We start from the raw sequence: 24,407 nt of genomic DNA on the forward strand, positions 1-24,407 counted from the left end.
CCCTAGGAGTTCCCCCATGACCGATAAAGCACCCGACCGCCCCGCCGCGCCTGCCGGGATCCTCGGCCGCGGCACCTACCCGGAAGCCCTGCGCATCGGCGAGATCCTGCGCAAGGAGACCGTGGGCGGGATCCTGCTCGTCATCGCCGCAGCCGTGGCGATCATCTGGGCCAACTCGCCCGCCGCTGAGAGCTACTTCGCCCTGCGGGACTTCCGCATCGGCTACGCGCCGTGGCACCTGGAGCTGAGCCTCGGCGCATGGGCGGCGGACGGTCTGCTCGCCGTCTTCTTCTTCCTCGTCGGTCTGGAACTCAAGCGCGAGTTCGTCGCCGGGGACCTGCGCAAGTTCTCCAAGGCGATCGTCCCCGTGGCGGCTGCCTTCGGCGGCGTCGCCGTGCCGGCGATCATCTACGCGGTCATCAACCTGACCAGCCCCGAGACCCTGCAGGGGTGGGCGATACCCACGGCCACGGACATCGCGTTCGCCGTCGCCGTGCTGGCCATCGTCGGTTCCCATCTGCCCAGCGCGCTGCGGATCTTCCTGCTCACCCTCGCCGTGGTCGACGACCTCCTGGCCATCACCATCATCGCGGTGTTCTACTCCGACGATCTGCATCTCACTCCGCTGCTGCTGGCCCTGATCCCGCTGGCACTGTTCACCGTGCTCGCACAGGTGTACCGGCGCTTCTTCGGGCTCAAGCCCGCCGCCGCCTGGTTCATCCTGCTCCCGCTCGGCTTCGCCACCTGGGCGCTCGTGCACGCCGGCGGCATCCATGCGACGGTCGCGGGCGTCCTGCTCGGTTTCGCCGTCCCCGTCATCCGCAGCCAGGCGAGCGGTGGACCCGGTGCGGGTCCCGGACTGTCCGAGATCTTCGAGCACCGCTTCCGCCCCCTCTCCGCAGGCTTCGCCGTCCCGGTCTTCGCGTTCTTCTCCGCCGGCGTCGCCATCGGCGGGTGGACCGGCTTCCTGTCGGCTCTGTCCGATCCCGTCACCCTGGGCATCATCGCCGGACTCGTGCTGGGCAAGCCCATCGGGATCGTGGGGACCACGTGGCTGCTGACCCGCCTCACCCGGGTCAACCTCGACGCCTCCCTGAAATGGGTCGACCTCATCGGGGTGGCCCTGCTGGCCGGCATCGGCTTCACCGTGTCCCTGCTGATCGCGGATCTCAGCTTCGGTGACGGTGGGACCACCAACGACCACGCCAAGGTCGGCATCCTCACCGCATCCCTGACCGCGGCCCTCCTGGCCTCCGTGATCCTGCGCATGCGCAACCGGCACTACCGCGTCCTCGAAGCCGAGGAGCGGGTCGACGCCGACGACGACGGCACCCCCGACGTCTACCAGGGCCGGTCATAGCCCGGCCCCGGCCCGCCCCACTCATCGAGCCCGACGATGTGGAGTCCGTCACTCTTTCGCCCCGGCCTGCTCCTGGTGGCTGCCTCGCGCCTGACCGGATGTACGAGAAGCCGGCGATCACGGACATACTGGACAGATGAAACCCCTGTTGATTGCCCTGGCCCTTGTCGCCCTCGTTCTCCTGATCGTCGGGATCGCCGTCGAGACCCTGAAGTTCCTGCTCTACATAGGACTCGTCGTCCTCGTTGCGTCGGCCGTCCTGCTTCTGCTGCAGCGCGTCCGGGCCCGAGCCCACCGGTAGGGGACAGCCCGCCCACGTGCACGCCGGGTAGGACGACCTGCTCGCCCGCGGCGTCGACGCACACGTCGGGCTGCGGGTCCGACGATGATCGGAGGTTGCATCCCCTGGGGATGCAGCCTCCGATCTGCTGTCTGCTTCCTCCCGGATGAGACCTATCCGAACGGGTTGGTGTCCTGGCAGGACACCTGGTCCGCCGTCTGGTTGACGGTGCCGGTCACGTCCGGCGCGGCCAGCTGGTCGAGACCGTCCTCGGCGTCGGTTCCGACGTAGATCTGGACTCCGTGGATCGAGTCGTCCGAGGAGACGGTCGTCACGGGTACCCCCAGTGCTGCGGCGACGGCTGCGGCCGCATCGGCGAAACCCTCGCTGTAGTAGATGCCGGTCACCGGGGTGGCTGGAGCGGGCATCGCCTGGGCGCCCGTGAAGCCGGCATCGTGGAGCGCCTCGACCGCTGCAGGGACGAGCGCCGGGTCCGCCGTACCGTCGGCGACAGTCACGGGTACATCACTCGCACTCGTGTCCTTGGGTGCTCCGGTGCTACCGTCCTCGTCCCCCGTGCGGAAGCGGTCATCCCGCTCGTCCGAAACCGGGGTGGTGAGGTCGGCGCTCTCCCGCAGGACGGCGAAGAGCGCCGAGGCGGTCTGTCCGTCCAGTTGCAGGCGGTTCGGGTCCGCCGCGGGGACGGTCGGGACGGCGATGAAGTTGACGTCCGCGGGGTCGATGTCCTTGAGCCTGTCGGCGATGGTGACCATCGCGGGGATGGAAGCGAGGCCACTGTCGACCGTGAGATTGCGCGTCAACGCGTCGGCGATGCGAAGGATCCGTTGAGGATTGCGCAGCGTGCCTTCGTCCGTGACCTTGCGCGCCAGTGAACCGAGGAACGCCTGCTGGGCCTGGATCCGCCCGAGGTCGCCGCCGTCCCCGAAGGCTGCCCGCGCACGGAGGAAGGCCAGGGCCTGCTCGCCCTGCACGCTGGAGGTGCCGGCCGGCAGCTTCAGGCCTGACTTCGGTTCATCGACGGCCTCGGTGACGCACACGTCGACGCCCCCGACAGCGTTGGAGAGCTCTGTCACGGCGTGGAAATCGGCGAGCATGAAGTGATCCACCTCGAGTCCGGTCACTGCGTTGACGGTGTCGACCGCGCACCCCGGGCCCGCGTCCCGCATGGCGCTGTTGATCATGGCCCCGGGCCGGGCATCGAAGGCCTGCCCGCTCTGCTTGTCGGTGCAGGACGGGATGTCCACCAGGAGGTCCCGCGGGAAGCTCAGGATGTTGATCGTGTCATTGTCCTCGGAGATGTCGACGAGCATCATCACGTCCGATTGACCGTATCCCTCGGAGTCCTCCTCCGCGCCGTAACCATCGTTCGACCCGCTCCTCGTATCGGAGCCCAGGACCAGGATCTGAAGGCGGTCCGTCCTGTCGTCCGTGACCCCCTCGGAGCGCTCGCCGCCTGCACTGAGGTCGAAGGAGTCGACATTGGTGATCAACCGCACGGCCCAGAAACCACCGAACGCGACGACGGCGGCCGCGGCCGTGATGACGACCAGCGACACCAGGCGCAGCATCCTGGGCCGCCTCGGAGGTCCAGGGACGGAACTGGCAGCGACGAGGGTTCCTTCTCCGGGATAGATCGGTGGGCGGGCGGCGTCGTGCACTGGCTCGCGGGTCAAACGGAGGTCCCTTCATCGTGTGGCAGCCCTGCACCAGGGAGTCGGCTGCAACCGGTCGCAGTCGAGCCCCTGGTGCAGGTGCGTACTCGGGCACGGTCCCCGGGGATACGGGCTCGACGGCCATGACCCGGTTGCGGCGTGGCCATCGGTGCCCCGGAGCAGTCGGCGGTCGGCCTGTCACGATAGCAGTCCCCACTGGACGCTCGCTGGGGATCAGGCCGGTCCCCGAAGCTCCAGGCCGTGGACTCATCCTCCACATCACGGCCGGCCATCGATCCTGTCACGGAACAGCAACCGAGGCCCCCATGAGGGAAGCCGACCGACCATGCCTGTTAGCGTGGAACCGGTGAAATTCCCTCCCCGCACCCTGATGCCCACCGTGCTCACGATGACGGACCGGATCACCACCAGGAGAGGTCAGGCGTGACCGATGAGCAGGAGTCCTCCTCGTCCGGCACGGGCGAGGAGCAACGCGGAGCCACCTCCTCGCGGGCGATGCTGGAGCGCATCCGCGGGGGTGCAGTCCTCTCGGCCCTGACGACGACGACCGCCATTCTCGGGCGGGTACTCATCATCGCGATAGCGATCGCAGGAGTGATCTACCTCCTGTCCGAGCTGTGGGTGATCGTCCTCCCTCTGATCCTGGCCCTCCTCCTGTCCTCGATCCTCTGGCCCGTCAACAGGATCCTGCGCACGTTCCTGCCGAGAGCAGCAGCGGCAGCCGTCGCCGTCCTGGGGCTCCTCGCCGTCATCATGGGTGTGGGGTGGACCGCAGCAGTCCTGTCCGTGGACGGGATCCGCGATCTCTCCGGGCGGGCTGTGGACAACGTCCGCATGCTGGGGGACTTCGCCGAGTCGCTGCCCTTCACCGTGCCCGACGTCGACGATCTCATCACGTCGGGACTCGCCTGGCTCCAGACCCACGCCGGTGCGATCCTGTCCCAGGTCTCCTCCGGACTGGGCACGGTCGGATCGATGACAGTGACAGTGCTGCTGGCCGTGGTCCTCACCTTCTTCTGTCTGAAGGACGGAGATCGCTTCCCCCGGTGGCTGCTGCGATGGACGACCGGGACGGTCTTCGTGCACATCGCGGAGGTAGCCACGAGGAGCTGGAGGACACTCTCCGCCTATGTGTCGTCGCAGGCCGCCGTGGCACTCGTGGACGCCGTGTTCATCGGTCTCGGGCTGTGGGTCCTCGGGGTACCGCTCGCTCTGCCCCTGGCGGTCCTGATCTTCTTCGCAGGGTTCCTGCCCGTCGTCGGAGCCGTCGCGACCGGACTCCTTGCGACGCTCGTGGCCCTCCTGTCCGAGGGCTGGGTCACGGCGCTGGTCGTCCTGGGCATCGTGCTGCTCGTGCAGCAACTCGAGAGCAACGTCCTGCAGCCGATCCTGGTGGGCAAGTCACTGGCGCTCCACCCGGCCGTGGTACTCACGGGAGTCACTGCAGGGGGCTCGCTGTTCGGCATTGTCGGAGCGTTCCTGGCGACGCCCATCGTCGCCGTCGCCATGGTGATGTTCCAGTACTCGAGGGAGCAGATGCTCGAGCCCGCCGCCGTCGCCCACACCGACGCCGGCGAGGATCTGATCAGGACCGAGACGGAGGCCCAGGCATTCGAGGGGTAGACACGAGCGGAGGAGAACGTCGGTAGTGGGGATCAGGTCCACCGGTGGTGTCCTGCCACACCTGGTCCTGCAGGGTGTCGGTGCTACTTCTCGGGCTGCAGTTCGCCCTCCTCGAGTCCGAGGATGAGGAGCTTCCCGCTCTTGCGGTCCGCGAGGTAGGCGCGCATCTCGCGCTTGATCACGGGCAACAGGAAGTACACCCCGAGGAGATTCACGAAGGCGCAGACGAACAGTGCTGCATCGGCGAAGCTGATGACCTGGCTGAAGGTGAGCACGCAGCCGGCGACGGTGAAGAACAGGAAGATGACCTTGTAGGTGAGCTCGGCGATCTTCCCGCGCCCGAACAGGAACTCCCAGGCCTTGAGCCCGTAGTAGGACCAGGTGATGAGGGTGGAGTAGGCGAAGAGGATGACGGCGATCGCGAGGACGATCGGGAACCAGGGGAGGACGGTGGCGAAGGCGTCGGAGGTGAGGATGACGCCGTCGGGGGTGTCCCCTCCGCCCTGCACCTGGTCGATGCCGGCCTGGAGGCTGGGAGCCCCGGCGATGATGATGGCCAGGGCGGTCATGGTGCAGATCAGGACGGTGTCCACGAGCGGTTCGTAGAGGGCCACGAAGCCCTCGCTGACCGGGCGGCGGGTCTTGACGGCGGAATGCGCGATGGCTGCCGAACCGACGCCCGCCTCATTGGAGAACGATGCGCGCTGGAAGCCGACGATCAGGACGCCGAGGATGCCTCCGGCGATGCCCTGGGGATTGAAGGCACCGGAGATGATGGCCCCGAATGCTGCGGGGACCTGCTCGATGTTGGCGATGATGACGAACAGGCAGGCGAGGACGTAGACGCCGCCCATGGCGGGGACGAGGCGTGAGGTGGTGGCGCCGATCGACTTGATGCCGCCGAGGATGACGACCGCGACCAGGAACGCCAGGACGACCCCGAAGATCAGGGCCGCACCGGCGCTGCCGAGGAATCCGTCCTCACCGCCGGTGACGTTCTGCACCTGCGCGAACGTCTGGTTGGCCTGGAACATGTTCCCGCCGGCGAAGCCGAAGATGAGGATCGCGACGGCGAAGATCCCGGTCAGGATCTTGGCCGGGATGCGCCCGAGTTTTCGGAACGCGATGGGCAGGTACTTGAACGGGCCGCCGCTGATGGACCCGTCCTCGTGGACCTCGCGGTACTTGACGCCGAGCGTGCACTCGGCGAATTTCGTGGCCATACCGATCAGGCCGGCGCAGATCATCCAAAATGTTGCGCCCGGACCACCGAGCGCCATGGCCGCACCGACACCGGCGATGTTGCCCAACCCCACGGTCCCCGACAGGGCCGAGGTGAGGGCCTGGAAGTGCGGGACCTCGCCCGGGTCGCTCTTGGACGAGTACCGTCCCCGGACCACCTCGTAGCCGACCCTGAGCCCGCGCAGTTGCGGGACCCCGAAGTAGATCGTGCAGACCAGCCCGGCGAGGATGAGCCATGCCACGACGGCCGGGAAGCTGACATCACCGATGGTGATGGGGAAGAACACGATGCTCGAGAAGATCTCGGTCGGCTTCGCGAACGCGGTGTTGATGGCCTCGTCGACCGCGGCCAGCCAGCCGACTTCGTCCGTCACGGCCATGGGAAGGAGTCCGGTGATCGTCATCCATCTACGGAACACCGCCACGGGCAGGAAGGCAACAGTTGGGCGGCTCCATTTTCGATGTCTCCTGTTATTGATCCGTTCGACCGCCTGCGCTCCGCCGGCGACGTTCGTATCGCGGCGGGTCCTCCCGCGAGTACCTCCAGGGCGTCATCCCGTTCTCGTGATCCGGCAGTACAGCGGGAAGCGCTGCAGCGTAGTGTCGAGGACAGCGTCCCGGGTCTTCCCGCGAATCCCATTGGAGGAGAACCACGATGATCAACGCCAGCACCACGACGATCAAGCCCGGGGGCCACGACGATGTGGTTTGACTCGTGGGCGGACATCCTCCGGGTCCTCATCGTCGGGGCGGTGTCCTATGCCACGCTCGTAGGAGTCCTGCGGCTCTCCGGCAAGCGGACACTCAGCCAGCTCAACGCCTTCGACTTCATCATCACCGTCGCGCTGGGCTCGACCCTCGCGACCATCCTGCTCAGCTCCGACGTCGCATATGCCGAGGGATTCGCAGCCCTCGTACTCCTGGCCGGACTGCAATTCATCGTCGCCGGGGTATCCGCGCGCTGGCCCGGCGCGCGTAGGACGATCACCACAAGACCCACAGCGCTCGTCGTGGACGGGCAATTGCAGCACCACGAGCTCCGCCGCAACCGCCTCACCGAGTCCGAAGTCCACCAGGCGGTGCGCAGCACCGGCTCCGGGGATCTGTCCTCCGTCGCCGCCGTCGTGCTGGAAACCAACGGCAAACTCAGCGTCATCCCCGCCAAGACGCTGGGTAGTGGCTCCGCCATGAGCGGCATCATCGGGTACCCCGGCGACGATCGATGATGCAGCCTCGATGAACGGACGCTGATGGACCACCGACCGATCGGGCAGGACACGGGCCTGCGCCGCGCGGAGGCCGTGGCAGCCCGCCTGGACAAGCCGATGGGCATCCTGGGTGTCATCTTCCTGTTCGTGGTGCTCGGGCAGATCCTGGCCACCAGCACCGGCATGATCCTCTTCTTCACCGTGGTGGGGTGGGTGTTCTGGACGGTGTTCGTCGCGGAGTTCCTGCTGCGGGCCTACATCGCCGGGTTCAGTCGGACGTTCTGGAAGAAGAACTGGTGGCAGGTCATCTTCCTCCTGGTGCCGTTCCTGCGTTTCTTCCGTGCGCTGCAGGCGTTGCGTTTCGTCCGTGTGGCACGCTTCGCACGCTTCGGCGGCATCGTCTCCGCGGGTGTGCGCGGCTCGCGGTCCGCCGGGCGGCTCCTGTCGAGCCGCATCGGGTGGCTGGCAGCCGTGACCGCGGTGGTCATTCTCGCCTCGAGCCAGCTGCTGTACGCCACCGGCACGCACGGATCCTACGCAGATGCCCTCTTCGAATCCGCGATGGCAACGATCACCGGCACCGGGCTCACCCCGACGACGCCCTTCGCCCGCATCCTGCAGGTACTGCTCGCCGTCTACTCCGTCGCCGTGTTCGCCACCCTCGCCGGCTCGCTCGGAGCCTTCTTCCTCCGCGGAACCGATCCGCCCCGACTCCGCCCGGATCCACCGAGCCCGCCCACACCGTCCGAACACGGGTAGTTGCGGGCGGGTACGCCGGCACACACGCCCGAGTGCCCCGGCAGGGCACAGCCCTCAGGGCCGGCGGATCATCGGCCCGGTTCGACGCCGGCAAGCCTGTCCGAGAGGTCCTGCTGGATCACGGCGTCCAGGGGTGAGCCACCGACCGCCGTCCGGACGCGCCCGATCTGTGTCCGGAGCGGCGCCGTGAGCTGGGTCAGGGAGCCTGCACCGCTGGCGCTGATGGTGATCTCCGAGAGCATGTCGATGGTCCGGCCGGCAGCCCGCGGGTCGGTGAACGCGTAGGTGACGAGCTGATCCATGACCAGTTCGAGGAGCTCGGTGAAGGTCGGGAGCGTGAGGTGCACCCGCGCGGTCCCGTCGCCGTCGCGGAGCGTTCGTGATCCCGTGCACCGCGCGGTGAGGGAGCAGAGGATCGCGGAGATATGGCTGATGGCATGGACAGCCGTGGTGGGGTCGTTCACCCCGGGGGAGAGTGCCTTGTCGGTCACATCGAGCAGTTGCTGCAGCCCGAAGGACGGGTCCTGGCTCGAGGTGCGCTCGAAACCGGTCCTGAAGGCCGCGAGGACCGCCTCGACGACTTCCGCGCTCCGATCGTCGTCGAGCGGAGCATCACTCGTGCTCCACACCCGTCCGATGGGTACGCCCTCCACCAACGAGGCCCCCGGGGCGACGTCGACGGAGACGACCACGCCGTGCCGCGCAGCGCCGGCGGTGAGGGCTTCCTCATCGACCCGGGTGAGGAACCCCGAGCTCGGCGCCCGCAGCGGCACCCCTCCGATGCGGGGGAGCTCACTGCCGGCAGGCCGGGGTCCCTGCTGGGGATAGATCCGCTCCAGTGTGCGGTCCGTCTCGCGGTGCACGTCGCGCAGCATGGTCTCCACACGGATCTGCCGTGCCAGGTGAGCCAGGAACAGGACGAGGCCGACGACGCTCGCGATCGTGAGCAGGAACGCCGTGGTGACGGCGATCTCCGGGACGAAGCTCGCGCCGGCACTGCTCTCCACCCGGATGCTCCTCAGCACGGTCAGGGAGAAGACGAACGTCCCGAGGAACAGTGCGAGCGTGTTGTGGACGAACCGGTCCCGGGTGAAGGTGCGGAGCAGGCGAGGGGAGAACTGGCTGCTGGCCAGCTGAAGGGTCACGACCGTCAGGGAGAACGTCAGCGAGGTCACCGTGATGGTCGAACTCGCGATCGTCTCCAGCAGCGACCGTGCTGCCTCGGGCCCTCCACCGAAGAGAAGACCCGATACCGCAGCCGGCAGGCTGTCATCCAGGCGCTCGTCGAGGAACGGAAGGAGCTGCCCGAGCGCCAGCGCGACAACGACAGCAGCCAAGGGCACCGGCCACAGCTGGGCCTGAAGGGACTCCCGAACAGACCTCCCGTCCACGCGGCTCACCTGAATCGCCCTCCTCGTGCCTGTTCGGCCCTCATCTGCCGACCCGTATGATCATCCGCCCACTATCGTGCCGACGCAGGGGAAGGAACGGAAGGAGTTCTGACGCCCTGACGGATCAGACGTGATGAGCAGGCCTTTCCTGCTGGTGCCCATTCCGCGGCGGGCATGGCCCGGGCGCTACCGCCGCGTGTCGGAGTTCCCCGGTGCATCCGTGGGTTCGTGCTCCAGGGAGTAGTCCGCCAGGTGCTCCTGGACCTGCCGTTCGACCTGGTCCGACATCGATTCGCTCACCTGGTCGCTGACGCGGTCCGCCATCGCTGCAGCGGCAGCCTTCCGCTGTGCAGCCTGCCATGCCCGATGCTCACCGTGGAATGCCCTGGCGGTGGCGACGCACATGAGGAGCATCACGACGCTGAAGGGCAGGGCGGTCAGGATGGCCGCGGTCTGGATGGAGCCGAGCCCTGTATCGCCCACGAGCAGCAGGGCGATGGCGACGAGCGCTGCGAGCGCAGCCCAGAAGACGCGGATCCAGTTGCGCGGATCGGGGTCACCGCCCGTGGAGATCATGCTCATCACCAGGGCTCCCGAATCCGCCGAGGTGATGAAGAAGATGGCGATCAGGAGGATGGCTCCGATCAGCAGGGCCGGACCGCCGGGGAGGTCGCCGAGGAGGCCGAACAGCGCGTTCTCGGTGTCCACGGAGCCGTCCTCGGCGATCAGCCCGCCCTGCCCGAAGATCTCCCGGTAGATCGCGGAGCCGCCCATGACGGAGAACCACAGGAATCCGAGCGTGGTGGGAACGAGGAGGACACCGGCGACGAACTCGCGGACCGTCCGCCCCTTCGAGATGCGGGCGATGAAGATGCCGACGAACGGCGCCCAGGACATCCACCAGCCCCAGTAGAAGGTGGTCCAGGACGCCTGCCACGCCTCACCTTCCGCTCCCGAGAACGCCAGCGTGTTGAACGTGAGGCCGATGACGTTCTGCAGGTAGTTGCCGATCGACTGGACGAACTCGCGGAGGAGGAACAGGGTGGGTCCGGCGACGAGCACCACGAGCAGCAGTACCGCGGCCAGCACCAGGTTGATGTTGGAGAGCCATTTCATCCCCTTCCCGACACCGGAGATGACCGACACGATGGTCAGCGAGGTGATGCAGAGGATCAGTCCCACCTGCGTCGCCTCGGTGGCCGCGAGGATGTTGGCGCTGTCGAGCCCGGAGGAGATCTGGAGGACGCCGAGTCCGAGGGACGTCGCGACTCCGAAGAGGGTCCCGACGAGTGCGACGACGTCGATCGCGTGACCCCAGCCGCCCCTGACGCGATCGCCGAGGAGCGGTTCGAGGGTCCAGCGGATGGAGATGGGCCGGCCGCGTCGGTGGACGGCGTAGGCGATGGAGATGCCTACCACCACGTAGATGCTCCAGGCGTGGAGTCCCCAGTGGAGGAAGGTCTGCGTGATGGCCTGCTGCCCCAACTGGATGTCGGAACCGGTGGTTCCGGGACGAGGGCTCGCGAAGTGGTTCAGCGGCTCGGCCACGCCCCAGAACACCAGGCCGATCCCCATGCCGGCTGCGAAGAGGAGTGCGAACCAGGACATCGTGGAGAACTCGGGTCTGTCGTCGTCGCTGCCCAGGCGGATGTCGCCGTAGCGGCTGAATCCCACCCAGAGGGAGAACGCGACGAAGAAGGCCACGAGGGCCACGTAGTACCAGCCGAACGCGCCGATGACATTCTCCTGGATACCCGCGAACAGGGCGGATGCCGTATCGGGCGCGATGATGGCGAAAGCGACGAAGAGCACGATCAGCGCCGACGCAGGGACGAAGACCGGCAGCGCCAGTCGTGCCTTCCCTGCGGTGGTCGTTCCCGCTGCCCTGCTCGGACGCTGGGGCGGGCTGGTGGAAGCCCCTTCCCGTGGCTTGCTGCTCACGATCATGCTCCTTCTGACGTGTGTGGGCGATCCCGGTCATGCGTCATCCAGCACCGGGATCGCATCCGGGCCGCCATCCAGCGTAGCGAGCGGCTGTCCGCCAGGAGGAGTGCGCAGCGGCGTCGGTGCCCGTCCGGGCACTGTGCAGACCCGTCCCCCATCCGGCACCCGACCCCATGATCCGTTGCGACGGCGGGGCTTCCGGGGGGCCTCGGCCGGGCAGGCCGGCCGGGTACAGATGTGCGCGAATCGTTATGTGAACGCTCTGCTGCGCGGGCGCGGACAGCTCGGAACGGCGATGGCGGCCGTCATGCTCAGGCGACGCACCGCGCACGGCTGTGATGGCGAAAGGCGCCGCGGGTGACCCTAGGGTTGTCGGGTGAGCGATGTCGAGCGGGACCGGCCGCGTGGGGGACTGGCGGCCATGTGCGCCGCCCAGACCACGAGCTGGGGTCTGCTCTACTACTCGTTGCCGGTGGCCCTGGTCCCGATCAGCCGGGACACCGGATGGTCCGTGCCGGCGATGACGGCTGCGTTCTCGGCCGGTCTGACCGTCTCCGCGTTCGCCGGTGTGCGGGTGGGCCGCACGCTCGACCGGACCGGGCCACGGCTCGTGATGACTCTCGGCAGCGTCATCGGCGTCGTGGCGTTGCTCCTGGTGGGTGCTGCCCCGACCTTCGCGGTCTTCGCAGCCGCGTGGCTGGTCGCGGGGTTCGGGCAGGCCGCGGTGTTCTACCAGCCGGCGTTCGTGGTCATCACGCGCTGGTACGGGCCGCACCGGGTGCGGGCCCTGACGACGCTGACGCTGGTGGCGGGCTTCGCGTCGACGATCTTCGCGCCGCTCACCGCCGCCCTGATCGATGCCCTCGGGTGGCGCACCGCCTACCTCGTCCTGGCGGGCGTCCTGGGCGTGGTGACGATCCCGCTGCACTGGTTCTTCCTCAATGCGCACTGGTCCTCCGCACCCGCCTCAAACGCCGGGGCCGAGCCCCCGCAGGACGCGCGGGCGGTGTCGCGGAGCCGGCCGTTCCGTCTGCTGCAGGTCACGATGGCCCTCTCGACGCTCGCCCTGTTCGCGGTGACCTTCAACCTGATCGCCCTGTTCCTCGAGCGGGGGCTGAGTTACGGGAGCGCCGCGGTGGCCTTCGGCCTGATCGGGGTCGGGCAGGTGATCGGCCGGCTCGCCTACTCGGCCCTGCCCGCGGGGACGCCCGCCGTGACGCGGACCGTGGTGCTCACCGCCGCCGGGGCGGCCTCCGTCTGGGCGCTGGCCCTGGTCCCCGGACCTGCAGCACTGCTCGTCGTCGTGGCAGTGATGGCGGGGATGGTGCGGGGCTGCAACACGCTCCTGCAGGCCACCGCGGTGGCGGACCGCTGGGGGACACGCGATCACGGGAGCCTCCAGGGCGTCTTCGCCGCGCCGGTGACCATCGTCGGGGCGCTGGCTCCCGCTGCGGGCCCGGCCCTGGCGTCCCTGCTCGGAGGGTATCCGGCCATGGCCGCAGCAATGGCCGTGCTCGCCACGATCGGCGTCGTCGCCGCGTTGTGCACAGGTCCAGCCCGGCATCCGCCTGGTTGAGGGCTCCCTCCCGGTCCGTCCCCGGGAGCGGTGGTCAGACGCCGACGACGGCGAGCCAGCCGGCGAGGGCGACGAGGGTGACGAGGAGCACGGGGATGGTGAGGACGATGCCCGTGCGGAAGTACCGGCCCCAGCCGATGTGGATGCCCTTGCGGTCCAGGACGTGGAGCCAGAGAAGGGTCGCGAGGCTGCCGATCGGGGTGATCTTCGGACCGAGGTCGGAGCCGATGACGTTCGCGTAGATCATCGCTTCCTGCGTCAACCCGGCGGCACCGGCTGCACCGATGGCGAGGGAGGCGATCAGGACGGTGGGCATGTTGTTCATCAGGGACGCGAGGACCGCGACGATCACGCCGACGCCGAGAGCCGTGACGAGGACCCCGTTGGTGCTGATGGAGGAGAAGACGCCGGCGAGTTCGTCGGTCAGGCCCTGGTTCCGCAGCCCGTAGACGACCAGGTACATGCCGATGGAGAACAGGACGATCTGCCAGGGGGCTTCCTTGAGGATCCGCGGGACGGAGATCGTGCCCGGCAGTGCGCCTGACGCGCTGACAGCCGCCGCTCCGCCCCCGGCAGCGAGAACTGCTTCACCGTCGCGGCTGGTCCCGCCGGCAGCGTGAGCGACAGGGGGAGTGCTTCCGGCCGTCGATCGGTGAGCCGCCCCGACGCTCTCGAGATCGAGCTCCTCAGCCCGGCCCGCGACCTCCGCCTCACGAGGGCTCGATGCCTGAGCGGCTCCTGTGCTGAGTGATGCGCTGGCCGATGTGCGGGGGAAGAAGAACGCGGGTTGGCGGGAGGCGACCAGCATCAGGACGACGGCGCCTAGACCGGAGACGGCCGAGAGAGGAATGTGCAGTGGTTCGGCGGCGAAGTACCCGATGAGCAGGACCCCGAGGACGACCCACCCGGTCCTGAAGGTCAGGGGATCCGCGATCGCCGACCCGGGGGTGGCGAGGACGGTGACGTCGTAGTGGCGGGGGATGACCTTGCGGAAATACAGGAACAGGACGCCGAGGCTCGCGGCGACGGACACGATCCCGACGGGGACCATGACGACCGCGTACCGGGCGAAGCCGATGTCGAAGAAGTCCGCGGTCACGATGTTCACGAGATTCGACACCACCAGGGGCAGGCTCCCGGCGTCGGCGATGAACCCGCAGGCGATCACGAACGCCAGCGATGCCCTGGCCGGGAACTTCAGGGCCAGGAGCATCTGGATGACGATCGGGGTGAGGATCAGCGCCGCCCCGTCGTTCGCGAAAACCGCGGAGATCACTGCCCCCAGCAGGACGATCAGGGTGAACAGCAACCGCCCGTTGCCCCGGCCCCATCGTGCGACGTGCAGGGCCGCCCATGTGAAGAACCCGGACTCGTCTAGGATCAGGGAGATGATCACGATCGCCACGAACGCGAAGGTCGCGTTCCAGACGATGTCCCACACGGTCGGGATGTCGGACAGGCTGACCACGGTGGTGAGCAGGGCCAGGGCGGCTCCGCCCAGCGCGGACCAGCCGATGCCGAGGCCCCTGGGCTGCCAAATGACCAGGGTCAGGGTGGCGAGGAAGATCAGGACAGCGACCACAGTCATGGTGGTAGGACTCCTTACAGGAGGAACACCCGTGAGGAGCTCACGGAAGAGAGAGGACAGGGGAGAGCTGAAAGTCGTCCCGGCGTCCGGGGCTGTGGCCGACCGGACGCGTTACGGGGTGGTGAGCGTTGCGTGGAGGGCGGTGACCCGGTCGAGGATGTCATCACGGACGAGGCGCATGCGTTCGATCCCGTCGATGCCGCGCTCACTGGGCTCGTCGGTCTCCCAGCGCTCGTACCGGGTCCCGTCGACCTCCTCGACCTGCGCCTCGGCCCCGAGGATCACGACGACGTCCGCGGTTCGCTGGTCTTCGACGGTGATCTGACGGGGGACGTTCCGGCTGATGTCGACCCCCACCTCGGCCAGGACCTCGGCGGAGAGACCGTTCACCGCGGAACCCGGCTTCGAGCCGGCCGACGCCGTCACCACGGAATCGCCGGCGATCTTGTGCATGAGGCCCGCCGCCAGCTGGGACTTGCCCCCGTTCTTCACACAGACGAACAGGACGGAGGGCTTGTCGGCCTTGGAAGTCACAGGGATGCTCGATTCTTCGTAGCGGGCAGGCGGGTGAGCAGGAGGCGGGGGTGCGTCACCGGGCTTCGGTGAGCACGCCGGCGAGGGAGTCCAGGGCGCCGGGCACGATGGAGAAGTACGCCCAGACACCGCGCTTCTCGCGGTGCAGGATCCCGGCGTCGACGAGGACCTTCAGATGGTGGGACACGGTGGGCTGCCCCAGGTTCAAGGGCTCGGTGAGGTCGCACACGCACGCCTCGTTGTCGGCACTGGAGGAGATCAGGGAGACCAGGCGCAACCGGTTCGGGTCCGCGATCGCCTTGAACTGCTTGGACAGCTCCTCGGCCCGCTCGGCGCTCATCGCCGGCGCCCCGGACGGCACACAGCAGGGGTCCTCATCGATCGGGTCCGCGGTTCGGGGCTCGGAGATCGTCGTCATGCACCCAGCATACCCATGCATTGACAATCATCGATGTATTTCTGCATACTCGACATCGAAGCCAGTCGATCTCTTGCGAGAGCTGCGCAGGCGAGGCGCCGGCGAGCTGATCGACCCCAACCCATCACCCTGCCTGGCCGGATCTCCGGAACGGGGCGAGGACCGAAGGATCACCATGACCACCGAACGTGCAGCCGTAGCGACCACCGATCGGAAGAAGCCCTCGGTCCTGTTCGTCTGCGTCCACAACGCGGGCCGCTCCCAGATGGCTGCGGCGTACCTGCAGCATCTCTCCGAGGGACGGATCGAAGTCCTGTCGGCCGGGTCGCAGCCCGCCGACCAGGTCAACCCTGCCGCGGTCGAGGCGATGAAGGAGGAGGGCATCGACATCACGGCCGAGACCCCGAAGATCCTCACCCCTGAGGCCGTGAAGGCCTCCGACGTCGTCGTCACCATGGGCTGCGGGGACGAGTGCCCGTACTTCCCGGGCAAGCGGTACGAGGACTGGGTGCTCGAGGACCCGGCCGGCAAGGGCGTCGAGTCGGTCCGTCCCATCCGCGACGAGATCAGGGGTCGCATCCAGCAGCTCATCACGGAGCTCCTGCCCGCCGCTGCGGGAACGACGGGCACCACGACGACGGCGTAGGTTCCTCCGGGACATCTACGCCACCGCTGCCACCGAGGGACTACACATGACCGACACCATCGCCCCCCATGCCACCACCGGTTCCACTGGAGCCGGCCCCACTGATCGGTTCACCGATCTTCCGGTCGCCGTCATCGGGGCCGGCCCGATCGGCCTGTCCGCGGCGGCGAACCTCCTCGAACGCGGTCTGACCCCGATCGTGTTCGAGCAGGGCGAGAGCGTCGGGGCGGCGATCCGGCAGTGGGCGCACATCCGCCTGTTCTCGCCCTGGCAGTACGACATCGATCCTGCAGCCCGCCGGCTCCTCCAGCCCACCGGCTGGACCGAGCCCCGCCGGACCGCCCTCCCGTACGGGCGTGAGGTGGTCGAGTCCTACCTCGAGCCCCTCGCAGCGATCCCGGCCATCGCCGGGACGCTGCATCTCAGGAGCACCGTCACCGCGGTCACCCGGCTCGGCATGGACAAGACCCGCACGAAGGGCCGCGACTCCACGCCGTTCCTGGTGCGTGTCACCTCACCCGAGGGCACCGCCGATCACCTCGTGCGTGCCGTCATCGACGCCTCCGGCACCTGGGGCCGGCCCAACCCCCTCGGTCAGGCCGGACTGCCGGCCACCGGGGAGGAGACCGTCGCGGACCTGATCACCTCCGCGCTGCCCGACGTCGTCGGCACCGAACGGGAACGTTTCGCCGGCAGGACGGTCCTGGTGGTCGGGGCCGGCCACTCGGCCGCGAACACACTGATCAACCTCGGCCAGGTCGCGAAGAACGAACCCGGTACCAGGATCCTGTGGGCGGTCCGTGGCAGCGGCTCGGCTCAGCGCCTGTACGGCGGCGGGGACCTCGACGGCCTGCCTGCCCGCGGAGCCCTCGGCAGCCGGCTCCGCACGCTGGTCGACGACGGCGTCGTCGAGCTGGTCACACACTTCACCATCACCACCCTCGAGAGCACCGGGCCGCGCCTGTCCGTGACGGCATCGACGCCGGACGGTCCCCGGACCGTCGAGGTCGACGTCCTCGTCCCCGCCACCGGGTTCCGACCGGACCTCGACATGCTGCGCGAACTCAGGCTGGAGCTCGACCCGGCCGTCGAGGCGCCGCGGGCCCTCGGACCCCTGATCGACCCGGAACTCCACTCCTGCGGGACCGTTCCAGCGCACGGCGCGGACGTCCTCGCACACCCGGAGAAGGACTTCTACCTCGTCGGCATGAAGTCCTACGGGCGGGCGCCGACCTTCCTGCTCGCCACCGGATACGAGCAGGTCCGTTCCGTCACCGCGGCGATCGCCGGCGACACGGAGGCAGCATCCCGCCTGCAGCTCGAGCTCCCCGAGACAGGTGTCTGCAGCACCGACCTCGGCGGTTCCTGCGACACCTCCACCGCGTCGTCGCCCGCCTCCGGGACAGCCGGGACGGCCTGCGGAACCGATGCAGCCACCGGCACTGCTGCCGCTACCGACGCCGATGGCGGGTGCTGCCCCGCACCGCAGCTCGTCACGCTCGGCCTTCCCACCGGTACCGTGCACGGGCGCTCCGGCGACTCCGACCACTGACCTCACCGCCATCGTCACCATCCACCGACGCCGGCGATCTCCCCGTCAGTGTTGCCGGAGACCCACTGGCGGTGACGCTGCAGAACCCTTGGACCTATGAAGGCCCCGGCCGGGTGCCGGGGCCTCCCCTCAGGCGCGGACCGTTGCCGCGGTGGCGGAGGATGTGGCGGCGGGATGGTCGGGGACGGCGATGCTGCGCCCCGCCGTCGCGGACTCTCCAGCTCGGTCCGTCAGCGGCCCTCCTGCGGGATCAGGATCGTGAAGCAGGACCCCTTGCCGCGTTCACTCGTGACGCTGATCGATCCGCGGTGCTCGCTGACGATGGTCTTGGTGATCAGCAGTCCCAGCCCCACACCCGGCACCGACGAGGTGCGGACCGACGGCGAGCGGAAGAAGCGGTCGAAGATCCGGTGGAGGTCCTCCTCCTCGATCCCGATGCCCGTGTCCTCGATCTCGACGACCAGACCGTCCTCGCCCTGGCAGGCGTCGAGCGTGACGCTCCCGCCTCGCCGGTTGTACTTGACGGCGTTCGTGAGCAGGTTGTCCACGGCCTGCGCCAGGCGGACCGGGTCCACCACGGCGGGCAGGGACCGCGGCGCACGGTTCACGAGCCGCAGCCCGGCGCGCGCCGCCCGCACGGAGCCCGACGACGTCGCCTCGGCGAGGATCCTGCCCACATCGGTGGGAACGGGGTTGACCTGGAACGAACCGGCGTTGATGGCGAGCAGGTCCTCGACGAGCTGCTCGAGCCGCACCGCGTTGCGTCGTGCCACCTCGAGGTGGGAGGACGCGACCCCGGGCAGATCGTCGATCTCCAGGGTCAGTTCGATGTATCCCAGGATGGACGTGAGAGGGGTCCGGAACTCGTGGGAGACATTGGACAGGAAGTCGTCCTTGGCCTGCAGCGCCAGGACCAGCTCGGTGACGTCGTGGAAGGACACCACCGTTCCGGCGAAGCTGCCGTCGTCGTCGTGCATGGAGGACGAGGAGATGCTGAGGGCGCGCTGGGATCGGCCGGTGCCGACCCACACCTGCTCGTCCTCGAGCTCCTCACCCAGGATCGCCCGTCTGACCGGCCGTACCTCCGGCGGGACGGGGGTGATCCTGTCCTCACCGAAGACCAGCAGGTCGGCCTCGCTCGGATCGTCGTTGCCGGACGGAGCCGCCGCGGCGTGGACGTCGCGCTGCCGGGCGTTCATGAGGATGTCATGGCCGTCGGCGTCGACGGCCAGGAGCCCCACGCTGACGGTGTCGAGGACCGTGCCGAGCAGGCGCTCGCGGGCCCGGCCGGCGGCGACGCTCTCACGCAGCGCGGCCTGGGAGGCTCTCAGGGCCTCCTGCCGCTGACGGCTCTCCTTGGTGAGCGCGTTGACGAACCATGCGAGCCCCGCGAGCATGAAGGGCAGCAGGATGGGGTCGACCAGGGCGTCGACCGTCACCGGCGTGTCGCCGAGCGCGAGCGGGATCCAGATGATCGCCAGCGACGCCACAGCGGTGACGGCGACGGCAGTGACCGTCCGCAGCCGGGAAGCGGCGATCCAGACCACGGGGAACGCGGCCAGGAGGCCCATGCCCGGGATGCTCTCGCCCGCGGCCGCGCGGGAGAGTCCGATCGCGGCGAAGTCCACCAGCGGCACGAGGATGACCCACCGCGTGGGGATGCGCTGCCACGGGAGCACGCAGCACAGCGCCAGGACCAGGAGGTTGGCGGCCCAGCCGGCGAGGAAGACGCGCACCGAGATGAGCTCGTCCGCCTCGACCAGGCCGTGCAGCACGGTGAGGGTGAACGTGACCGTGAGGGCGAGTTCGCTGAGGATGATGCGCCGACGGTGCTGTGACCGCCGTGCGCCTCGACCTGTCTCCACCAGGCTTCCGGCCTCCGGTGCCCCTCCGCGGTCCGCCATGGTGAGATCCTAGTGCCCGGCTTCAGCCCCTCAGGCGAGGAGGGCGCGCACACCGATGACGGCGGTCGCCGCGCCGAGGATCATCGACGTCGAGATCAGCATGACGTGCACCGTGAGGAAACGCGTGGCTGCGCCCTTCTCATCGCGCGCCCGCGGGTCCTTCAGGATGCGGCGCAGGAAGGGCGGCCAGACGATCAGCGTCCAGACGCCGGCGAGAATCAGGATGAGGGCGAGGGGCGTGGGCAGTTGCATTGCGGGGGTGTCTTCCGATCGGTGTTCCTATGAGGCGGACGGCGTGCCGTCAGTGGCTCTCGAGCCACTTCCGCGCCTCGACGGCCTGCACGCTGAGCGCCTTGCCGATCATCGGCTCCGCGGCACCTGCGATCTTGCCGCCCAGGAACGGGATGGAGGACGTGACCGTGCCCTGGAGGTCGATCACGGTGTCGGTGCCCTGAGCGACCAGCCGCTGGACGGCCGAGACGTTCAGGGGGACGCCGGCGACGGTCATCTCCAGGGAGGCGGCGCGGGAGCCGTCCGCAGCGGGCGCCTCCCAGTGCTCGGTCTGCGTGACCGAGAGGGTCTCGCCGACGAACTTGCGGGCCATGTCCGGGAGCCGATCCGTGGGCATGGTGCGGATGGCGGTGAGCGTGAACGCGCCAGCGGTGTCGCCGTCGACCGTGAGCGACTCCAGTGCGCCGCCGACGTACTCGCTCATGTGACGCACGAAGCCCTCGTCGGTGAAGACGCCGAGCACGGTGTGGGTGTCGTAGGGGAGCGTGGTGGACGCGTTCAGTGCCATGGTTCCTCCGGGAAGTCGGCGCGTATGCCGCAGGAGCGGCAGCAGGGGGTCTCCCGGTAATCCTACGGCCTGACCCCTCCCGGCCCGCGTCCCGTCCGGCCGTCGGGAAAGCGTCAGGGCCCCTTGGTAATGTGGGGACGTCCCGGGAACGATTCGTCTTTCCGGGCTTTCGTGCTGTCTCCGCCTCGCTGCCGCCGTGCTTCCGCCGGGCGACGGGTCGGGGACGGAGGAACCCACGCCTGAGGAGTCCCGAACAGATGAGCCTTAACGGATTGCGCGCGGCGCTGGCCGAGGACGCGTCCTACGCACGCGTGAGGACCAATGCGTCGCGGTCGGTGGAGCAGCGCAGCGGGGACCTGGAGATCGGCGCGCCCGCCGGCCTGCGTGCACCGCTGATCGCCGAGATGGTGGACGGTCTCGCGGAATCCGGGCTCGCATCCGACAGCGCCGGTGCGGTGCCCGTGGTGCTGGCCATCACGGCCACCGGACGCGAGGCGGAGGATCTCGCCTCGGCCCTGCGCAGCTACCTGCCCGAGAGCGCCATCGAGGAGTTCCCCAGTTGGGAGACGCTGCCCCACGAGCGACTGTCGCCGCGCTCCGACACCGTAGGCCGCCGCCTCTCGGTCCTCCGCCGGCTCGCCCACCCGGAGGGGAACCCGGTCAAGGTCATCACGGCGCCCGTCCGCGCCGTCGTGCAGCCCCTGGTCGCCGGACTCGGCGATCTCGAGCCGGTGGCCCTGAAGGTCGGCGACGAGGTGGCGTTCTCCGACGTCGTGAAGGCGCTCGCCGACGCCGCGTACGCCCGTGTGGACATGGTGACGCACCGCGGCGAGTTCGCGGTGCGAGGCGGCATCATCGACGTCTTCCCGCCCACCGAGGACCACCCGATCCGCGTGGACTTCTTCGGTGACGAGGTGGACCAGATGCGCTGGTTCGCCGTTGCCGACCAGCGCTCGCTCACCACCGGGGAGCCGCCCGCGGCCCTCTACGCTCCGCCGTGCCGCGAGATCCTCATTACGCCATCGGTCATGTCCCGGGCGGCGAGGCTGCAGTCCGAGCTGCCGGCCGCGGCGTCCATGCTGGAGAAGATCGCCGGCGGGATCACCGTCGAGGGCATGGAATCCCTCGCTCCCGTGCTCGTGGACGCCATGGTGCCGTTCGCCGGTGAGCTGCCGCCCGGGTCGATCGCCGTCGTGATCGAACCCGAGAAGGTCCGCGCCCGCGCCCACGACCTCGCCGCCACGAACGAGGAGTTCCTCGCGGCCGCCTGGTCGACGGCGTCCGAGGGCGGCGCGGCGCCGCTGGACCTCGGCGGGAGCCTGGGCACGGACCTCCAGGAGGCGAGCTTCCGCTCGCTCGCCGACACCCGCTCCACGGCCCTGGCCAACTCCGTGGCCTGGTGGGGCATCACCAGCTTCGGTGCCGACGAGGAGCTGACCGACGTGGACAGCTTCACCCTCCACGCGCGGGAACCGCGCGGCTACCAGGGCGACGTCGCCGAGATGATGGACTTCATCGGCGGACGCGTGCGTGACCAGTGGCGCGTGGTCGTCGCCACCGAGGGTCCCGGCCCGGCCCAGCGCCTCGCCGAGCTCTTCCACGACAACGACATCCCCGCCAGCCGCGTCGACTCGCTCGAGGGCGCGCCGCAGGCCGGCATCATCGAGATCACGACCGCGTGCGCCGGCCGCGGGTTCGTGCTCGACGGTCTGAAGATCGGGCTGCTCACCGAGGCCGACCTGCTGGGCCGCACGAGTGCCGCGGGCACCCGCGACATGCGCAAGATGCCCTCCCGCCGCCGCAACGCCGTCGACCCCCTGCAGCTGAAGGAGGGCGACTTCGTGGTGCACGAGCAGCACGGTGTGGCGAAGTTCGTCGAGCTGATGCAGCGCTCCACCGGCGCCAAGCCCACCCGCACCACGCGTGAGTACCTGGTGCTGGAGTACGCGCCGTCCAAGCGCGGCGCCCCCGGCGACCGCCTGTTCGTGCCCACCGACCAGCTCGACCAGGTGACCCGCTACGTGGGCGGTGACGCACCGGCGCTCAGCAAGATGGGCGGCTCGGACTGGAGCAAGACCAAGAACCAGGCCCGCAAGGCGGTCAAGGAGATCGCCGGCGAGCTGATCCGCCTCTACTCCGCGCGCATGGCCTCCCGCGGCCACGCCTTCGGACCGGACACGCCCTGGCAGCGCGAGCTCGAGGAGGCGTTCCCGTACGTCGAGACGCCCGACCAGCTGACCACCATCAACGAGGTCAAGGCCGACATGGAGCGCGAGGTGCCCATGGACCGCCTCGTCTCGGGCGACGTCGGGTACGGCAAGACGGAGATCGCGGTCCGGGCCGCCTTCAAGGCCGTGCAGGACGGCAAGCAGGTGGCCGTCCTCGTGCCGACCACGCTGCTGGTGCAGCAGCACTTCGAGACGTTCTCCGAGCGCTTCTCGGGCTTCCCGGTCAGGGTCCGGGCGCTGTCGCGGTTCCAGACCGCGAAGGAGTCCCGGGAGACGGCCGAGGGGCTCACCTCCGGCGCCGTCGACGTGGTGATCGGCACGCACCGCCTGCTGTCGAAGGAGATCGCGTTCAAGGACCTCGGGCTCGTGATCGTCGACGAGGAGCAGCGTTTCGGCGTGGAGCACAAGGAGGCGCTGAAGAAGATGCGCACCAATGTGGACGTCCTCGCGATGAGCGCCACGCCCATCCCGCGCACCCTGGAGATGTCGCTGACCGGAATCCGTGAGACCTCCACGCTGGCCACGCCGCCGGAGGAGCGCCACCCCGTGCTCACGTACGTGGGCCCGTACACGGACAAGCAGGCGTCCGCCGCGATCCGCCGCGAGCTGATGCGCGAGGGCCAGGTGTTCTTCGTGCACAACCGGGTCTCGTCCATCGACCGGACCGCCGCGCACCTCAAGGAGCTGGTGCCCGAGGCGCGCGTCGCCGTCGCGCACGGCCAGATGACGGAGTCGCGCCTGGAGCAGATCATCGTGGACTTCTGGGAGAAGCGGTTCGACGTCCTGGTCTGCACCACGATCATCGAGACCGGTCTGGACATCTCCAACGCGAACACGCTGATCGTGGACCGCGCCGACTCCTACGGCCTGTCGCAGCTGCACCAGCTGCGCGGCCGCGTGGGTCGCGGGCGGGAGCGGGCGTACTCCTACTTCCTGTACCCGTCGGAGAAGCCGCTGGGCGAGGTGGCCCTCGAGAGACTGAAGGCCGTGGCGTCCCACAACGAACTGGGCGCCGGCATGCAGCTGGCCATGAAGGACCTCGAGATCCGCGGGGCGGGCAACCTGCTCGGCGGCGAGCAGTCCGGCCACATCCAGGGCGTCGGGTTCGACCTCTACATCCGCCTCGTCGGCGAGGCCGTCGCCACCTTCCGCGGCGAGGCCGAGGAGAAGGCGGCGGAGATGAAGATCGAGCTGCCGGTCAACGCCCACCTGCCGCACGACTACGTGCCGGGGGAGCGGCTGCGCCTCGAGGCGTACCGTAAGCTGGCCGCCGCCGTCACCGACGAGGCGATCGACGCCGTCGTCGCCGAGCTCGAGGACCGCTACGGTGAGCCGCCGGCCGCGGTGGAGAACCTCATCGCCGTCGCGCGCTTCCGGGTGAGCGCCCGGGCGCTGGGCCTGACCGACGTGGCGCTGCAGGGCAACTTCATCAAGTTCGCCCCGGCCGAGCTGCCGGAGTCCAGGCAGATGCGGCTCACGCGCATGTACCCGGGGGCCGCGGTGAAGCCGGCGCTCAACGCGGTGCTCGTGCCCAAGCCGAAGACCGCGCGGATCGGCGGGCGGGACCTCGTGGACGCCGAGATCCTGGGCTGGGCGAAGGACGTGCTGGAGGCGGTCTTCACGCCGTAGCGCCTGCACGGGTGCACCGGCCGGCTCCTGGC

Annotated in this window: 19 protein-coding genes; 9 read left to right on the top strand and 10 right to left on the bottom strand. The window is 69.0% G+C overall.

Going from position 1 to position 24,407, the window contains the following annotated elements; all coding sequences use genetic code 11:
• Positions 1 to 16: 16 nt before the first annotated feature.
• Both nhaA and CI785_RS17065 read left to right on the top strand, forming a co-directional pair.
• Positions 17 to 1,360, top strand: coding sequence for a Na+/H+ antiporter NhaA (nhaA, locus tag CI785_RS07425; RefSeq protein ID WP_105031436.1), 1,344 nt, complete (start codon positions 17 to 19; stop codon positions 1,358 to 1,360).
• Positions 1,361 to 1,496: 136 nt separating this feature from the next.
• Positions 1,497 to 1,661 (top strand): hypothetical protein, encoded by a 165-nt coding sequence (locus tag CI785_RS17065; RefSeq protein WP_157940204.1) that lies wholly within the window; start codon positions 1,497 to 1,499, stop codon positions 1,659 to 1,661.
• A gap of 152 nt (positions 1,662 to 1,813) precedes the next feature.
• On the opposite strand, the gene CI785_RS07430 is transcribed toward CI785_RS17065, so the two are convergent.
• A complete protein-coding gene (locus CI785_RS07430; protein WP_105031437.1) occupies positions 1,814 to 3,229 on the bottom strand; it encodes an LCP family protein in 1,416 nt (471 codons plus the stop codon).
• A 528-nt stretch (positions 3,230 to 3,757) separates the two neighbouring features.
• On the opposite strand from CI785_RS07430, the gene CI785_RS07435 reads away from it, so the two are divergent.
• Positions 3,758 to 4,957, top strand: coding sequence for an AI-2E family transporter (locus CI785_RS07435; protein WP_105031438.1), 1,200 nt, complete (start codon positions 3,758 to 3,760; stop codon positions 4,955 to 4,957).
• An 83-nt stretch (positions 4,958 to 5,040) separates the two neighbouring features.
• On the opposite strand, the gene CI785_RS07440 is transcribed toward CI785_RS07435, so the two are convergent.
• Positions 5,041 to 6,603: an alanine/glycine:cation symporter family protein gene (locus CI785_RS07440; protein WP_105031655.1), complete on the bottom strand. Its 1,563-nt coding sequence runs from the start codon at positions 6,601 to 6,603 to the stop codon at positions 5,041 to 5,043.
• A gap of 297 nt (positions 6,604 to 6,900) precedes the next feature.
• On the opposite strand from CI785_RS07440, the gene CI785_RS07445 reads away from it, so the two are divergent.
• Positions 6,901 to 7,425 carry a DUF421 domain-containing protein gene (locus tag CI785_RS07445; RefSeq protein WP_105031439.1) on the top strand — a complete coding sequence of 175 codons (525 nt, stop codon included), beginning with the start codon at positions 6,901 to 6,903 and terminating at the stop codon, positions 7,423 to 7,425.
• Positions 7,426 to 7,449: 24 nt separating this feature from the next.
• Complete coding sequence (locus CI785_RS07450; RefSeq protein ID WP_240615064.1) at positions 7,450 to 8,166, top strand: hypothetical protein; 717 nt, start codon at positions 7,450 to 7,452, stop codon at positions 8,164 to 8,166.
• A gap of 68 nt (positions 8,167 to 8,234) precedes the next feature.
• Here the strand turns inward: CI785_RS07450 and CI785_RS07455 are convergent, their stop codons facing one another.
• Both CI785_RS07455 and CI785_RS07460 read right to left on the bottom strand, forming a co-directional pair.
• Positions 8,235 to 9,566, bottom strand: coding sequence for a DUF2254 domain-containing protein (locus tag CI785_RS07455; RefSeq protein ID WP_157940205.1), 1,332 nt, complete (start codon positions 9,564 to 9,566; stop codon positions 8,235 to 8,237).
• Positions 9,567 to 9,743: 177 nt separating this feature from the next.
• A complete protein-coding gene (locus tag CI785_RS07460; RefSeq protein WP_105031441.1) occupies positions 9,744 to 11,504 on the bottom strand; it encodes a BCCT family transporter in 1,761 nt (586 codons plus the stop codon).
• A 373-nt stretch (positions 11,505 to 11,877) separates the two neighbouring features.
• Here CI785_RS07460 and CI785_RS07465 point away from each other — a divergent pair, with 373 nt between their 5' ends.
• Entirely contained in the window at positions 11,878 to 13,077 is a 1,200-nt protein-coding gene (locus CI785_RS07465; RefSeq protein ID WP_338064884.1) for an MFS transporter, read from the top strand.
• Positions 13,078 to 13,111: 34 nt separating this feature from the next.
• Here the strand turns inward: CI785_RS07465 and CI785_RS07470 are convergent, their stop codons facing one another.
• From CI785_RS07470 to CI785_RS07480, 3 genes are all read right to left on the bottom strand, one after another.
• Positions 13,112 to 14,665 carry an arsenic transporter gene (locus CI785_RS07470; protein WP_105031443.1) on the bottom strand — a complete coding sequence of 518 codons (1,554 nt, stop codon included), beginning with the start codon at positions 14,663 to 14,665 and terminating at the stop codon, positions 13,112 to 13,114.
• Between the two features lie 111 nt (positions 14,666 to 14,776).
• Positions 14,777 to 15,199, bottom strand: coding sequence for an arsenate-mycothiol transferase ArsC (locus tag CI785_RS07475; protein ID WP_105031444.1), 423 nt, complete (start codon positions 15,197 to 15,199; stop codon positions 14,777 to 14,779).
• A 55-nt stretch (positions 15,200 to 15,254) separates the two neighbouring features.
• On the bottom strand, positions 15,255 to 15,617 hold the full coding sequence (locus tag CI785_RS07480; protein ID WP_105031445.1) for an ArsR/SmtB family transcription factor: 363 nt from the start codon (positions 15,615 to 15,617) through the stop codon (positions 15,255 to 15,257).
• Between the two features lie 175 nt (positions 15,618 to 15,792).
• Between CI785_RS07480 and CI785_RS07485 the strand changes: the two genes are divergently transcribed.
• Together CI785_RS07485 and CI785_RS07490 are read left to right on the top strand one after the other, a co-directional pair.
• Complete coding sequence (locus tag CI785_RS07485) at positions 15,793 to 16,263, top strand: arsenate reductase ArsC (RefSeq protein WP_105031446.1); 471 nt, start codon at positions 15,793 to 15,795, stop codon at positions 16,261 to 16,263.
• Positions 16,264 to 16,309: 46 nt separating this feature from the next.
• Entirely contained in the window at positions 16,310 to 17,815 is a 1,506-nt protein-coding gene (locus tag CI785_RS07490) for an NAD(P)-binding protein (protein ID WP_240615065.1), read from the top strand.
• Positions 17,816 to 18,045: 230 nt separating this feature from the next.
• On the opposite strand, the gene CI785_RS07495 is transcribed toward CI785_RS07490, so the two are convergent.
• Genes CI785_RS07495 through CI785_RS07505 form a run of 3 tightly spaced genes read right to left on the bottom strand, consistent with a single transcriptional unit; the run spans position 18,046 to position 20,518 of the window.
• Entirely contained in the window at positions 18,046 to 19,719 is a 1,674-nt protein-coding gene (locus CI785_RS07495) for a sensor histidine kinase (RefSeq protein ID WP_105031447.1), read from the bottom strand.
• 30 nt (positions 19,720 to 19,749) lie between these two features.
• The gene (locus tag CI785_RS07500; protein ID WP_105031448.1) at positions 19,750 to 19,971 is read right to left on the bottom strand and encodes an SCO4848 family membrane protein; all 222 of its coding nucleotides are present in this window, start codon (positions 19,969 to 19,971) and stop codon (positions 19,750 to 19,752) included.
• A gap of 49 nt (positions 19,972 to 20,020) precedes the next feature.
• Positions 20,021 to 20,518: a DUF2505 domain-containing protein gene (locus CI785_RS07505; protein WP_105031449.1), complete on the bottom strand. Its 498-nt coding sequence runs from the start codon at positions 20,516 to 20,518 to the stop codon at positions 20,021 to 20,023.
• Positions 20,519 to 20,775: 257 nt separating this feature from the next.
• Between CI785_RS07505 and mfd the strand changes: the two genes are divergently transcribed.
• Positions 20,776 to 24,375, top strand: a complete 3,600-nt coding sequence (gene mfd / locus CI785_RS07510; protein ID WP_105031450.1) for a transcription-repair coupling factor — start codon at positions 20,776 to 20,778, stop codon at positions 24,373 to 24,375.
• The last annotated feature ends 32 nt before the right edge of the window (positions 24,376 to 24,407 follow it).

The organism is Arthrobacter ruber (assembly GCF_002954225.1).
GTDB lineage: Bacteria > Actinomycetota > Actinomycetes > Actinomycetales > Micrococcaceae > Arthrobacter_D > Arthrobacter_D ruber.

Excerpts from the sequence above, each read along its gene's own strand:
- nhaA (WP_105031436.1), top strand. The coding sequence starts at position 17 with ATGACCGATAAAGCACCCGACCGCCCCGCCGCGCCTGCCGGGATCCTC.
- CI785_RS17065 (WP_157940204.1), top strand. The coding sequence starts at position 1,497 with ATGAAACCCCTGTTGATTGCCCTGGCCCTTGTCGCCCTCGTTCTCCTG.
- CI785_RS07430 (WP_105031437.1), bottom strand. The coding sequence starts at position 3,229 with ATGCTGCGCCTGGTGTCGCTGGTCGTCATCACGGCCGCGGCCGCCGTC.
- CI785_RS07440 (WP_105031655.1), bottom strand. The coding sequence starts at position 6,603 with ATGACGATCACCGGACTCCTTCCCATGGCCGTGACGGACGAAGTCGGC.
- CI785_RS07445 (WP_105031439.1), top strand. The coding sequence starts at position 6,901 with ATGTGGTTTGACTCGTGGGCGGACATCCTCCGGGTCCTCATCGTCGGG.
- CI785_RS07450 (WP_240615064.1), top strand. The coding sequence starts at position 7,450 with ATGGACCACCGACCGATCGGGCAGGACACGGGCCTGCGCCGCGCGGAG.
- CI785_RS07460 (WP_105031441.1), bottom strand. The coding sequence starts at position 11,504 with ATGATCGTGAGCAGCAAGCCACGGGAAGGGGCTTCCACCAGCCCGCCC.
- CI785_RS07470 (WP_105031443.1), bottom strand. The coding sequence starts at position 14,665 with ATGACTGTGGTCGCTGTCCTGATCTTCCTCGCCACCCTGACCCTGGTC.
- CI785_RS07480 (WP_105031445.1), bottom strand. The coding sequence starts at position 15,617 with ATGACGACGATCTCCGAGCCCCGAACCGCGGACCCGATCGATGAGGAC.
- CI785_RS07485 (WP_105031446.1), top strand. The coding sequence starts at position 15,793 with ATGACCACCGAACGTGCAGCCGTAGCGACCACCGATCGGAAGAAGCCC.
- CI785_RS07490 (WP_240615065.1), top strand. The coding sequence starts at position 16,310 with ATGACCGACACCATCGCCCCCCATGCCACCACCGGTTCCACTGGAGCC.
- CI785_RS07495 (WP_105031447.1), bottom strand. The coding sequence starts at position 19,719 with ATGGCGGACCGCGGAGGGGCACCGGAGGCCGGAAGCCTGGTGGAGACA.
- CI785_RS07500 (WP_105031448.1), bottom strand. The coding sequence starts at position 19,971 with ATGCAACTGCCCACGCCCCTCGCCCTCATCCTGATTCTCGCCGGCGTC.
- CI785_RS07505 (WP_105031449.1), bottom strand. The coding sequence starts at position 20,518 with ATGGCACTGAACGCGTCCACCACGCTCCCCTACGACACCCACACCGTG.
- mfd (WP_105031450.1), top strand. The coding sequence starts at position 20,776 with ATGAGCCTTAACGGATTGCGCGCGGCGCTGGCCGAGGACGCGTCCTAC.